The organism is Candidatus Limimorpha avicola (assembly GCF_056978975.1).
On sequence record NZ_DBMCYK010000036.1, the window covers coordinates 1 to 2,086 of the forward strand.

General features: G+C 39.0%; 2 protein-coding genes. Both read right to left on the reverse strand.

The annotated features are described in order from the left end of the window. Nucleotides 1–211: 211 nt before the first annotated feature. Nucleotides 212–1,606 (reverse strand): PDDEXK family nuclease, encoded by a 1,395-nt coding sequence (locus ACZOVS_RS10275; RefSeq protein WP_483997129.1) that lies wholly within the window; start codon nt 1,604–1,606, stop codon nt 212–214. An 81-nt stretch (nt 1,607–1,687) separates the two neighbouring features. Next, the gene (locus tag ACZOVS_RS10280) at nt 1,688–2,044 is read right to left on the reverse strand and encodes a type II toxin-antitoxin system PemK/MazF family toxin (RefSeq protein ID WP_055272584.1); all 357 of its coding nucleotides are present in this window, start codon (nt 2,042–2,044) and stop codon (nt 1,688–1,690) included. Nucleotides 2,045–2,086: the final 42 nt, after the last annotated feature.

Genomic DNA, 2,086 nt, shown 5'->3' on the forward strand with positions numbered 1-2,086 from the left:
ACATCCGGGGTGTCTGCACGGCTTCTTTGGTTTCATCGGCATCCGCCATTCCTCCCTTCTATGTACACGGGCGGTGTGAAAGGATTGGAAAGACACCGCCTTATGGCAACATAAAAAGGAGCGTTTCCGCTCCCTTTCTTTTTTGCCATCTTAATCATAGCAGATGTAAATTAAAAAGTCAGTACACCCTTAGTACACCTTTAGTGAACCTCTAGTACACCATCCAATCATCATGTTTCTCGCTTTCCACAAAGTATTTATAACCATGCTCCTTAAGTATTTTTCTGATTGCTTTTTCTAAACGTTCCTGATCATTTGATGCCGTATACTTGATGCACTCTAAACTGATACCGTTCTGCTCGCAATATTGTCTTTTTCTCTCATCATACTTTATCTGCCGATTAAATCTATCTGATGCAATACTGTTATCCTCTGCCACATAAGTTCCAAATTCATCATAATAACCTTTTTTATAATGATGCGGTCCCTGTAGTTCTATAGCCAGATCAATGATTGGTTTTCCATCTTTATCAGCAGATTTAGATAATACAAAATCAAAACGAAGCCCTCTGCCCGAATCACCTACTAAGCCATCAAAAGATTTTTCCCTGATATAAGTAATCCCTAGCTGATCCAATATATCCATTGTTTTTGCTTCAAAAGATGATACCTCATGACAACTACAGCATTTATCCAAATAATAACCTCTGTCCTCATCATAAAGGATTTTCATGTTAGATGAAAGTATGTCCTCTTCTTTTCCACAGATTTGACAAACACATGCATATTTCTTTGCAATTGTTATTATAGGTTTTCCATCCCCCGATTTATCCAATGATAAATGCTGTGGATCTATACACTCTTTTATAAAATAGCTGTCCCAATACTGATTCGAAAAATCTCTTTTATACGAAGAATCATAGTGAACTACTGCCTCAAAATCATCATATCTGTGCTTTTCTTCATATTGTTCCTGCTCTTTTCTCCTTCGCTCTTGTTCAGCTTCATCTCGTTCCTTATCATATTGGAATGATAGCCGACAGCTCTTTTTCTCTGTTTCCATTATCTTCCTTGAAAAGATACTGCATTCCTGTTCATATTTTTTATTATATGGTTGTTTAGCTGCAATACTCTTTTCTATATCATCATATTCATCCAATATTTTTTGTAAATATGACACCATCGGTGCCAGTGACTTCTTTCTGTACCACTGTGCCCACGAATTTGCAAAACTAATGGCATCTTCGTTTTCCAGATTCTTTATAAATCTATGTTTTGGTGCAGTCATATCTGCCACCATAGCAGCTATTTTTTCTCTGCCATATTTTTTTACAAGTTTTTCTTTATCATCATACGAATATTTTCTGTCCAATTCGGGTCTTTGTTTTGGAAACGCTAACCCATTCGGAACTAAATAATCATTGCCATAATTTCTTTCGTAATGATACTTCTCCTTACAACTGTCGCAGAAAATCTCAACTGCCGTATCATTCTCTTTTTCCTGTCCCCAGTCATTTGACAAATATATTCTGTAAAATTGCAAATAGCCTTTTCCACAAGCACATTTTGCACTATATGGTTTTCTGTAATCTTCTTCATATGACATAGAACATCACTTCCTTCCCAAGTCCCAAACATATTAAGATTTTACCATAACCCAAACAAAAAAGACAGCCGTCTGACTGCCTTAATTGTACTCTGCATATGCACCTATCTGTATCTGGAGTGCCACCGTGATCTGTTCCATGACCATGTCATCCAGCACTTCCCCGATTCTTTCTCCAAGTCTTGTTTTATCAAGGGTCTCCACCTGTTCTGCCAGTGCCATGCTCGGCTTGTTCAGACCGCTGCCTTTGGGAATCTGCACATGGGTCGGAAGATACTTCTTTTTCCACACCCTGGCAGACAGCGGAACGACCGTGACCACTGGGGAATGCTTATTCGCCTTATTGTTGCTTACCACCAGCGCCGGACGGACACCGCCCTGCTTGCTTCCATCTTTTTCTCCAAAATCCACATAATAAATATCTCCACGCTTACACATAAAAACCTCCTATCCGAGGACAAAGGCTTCCACCTGTCTGTC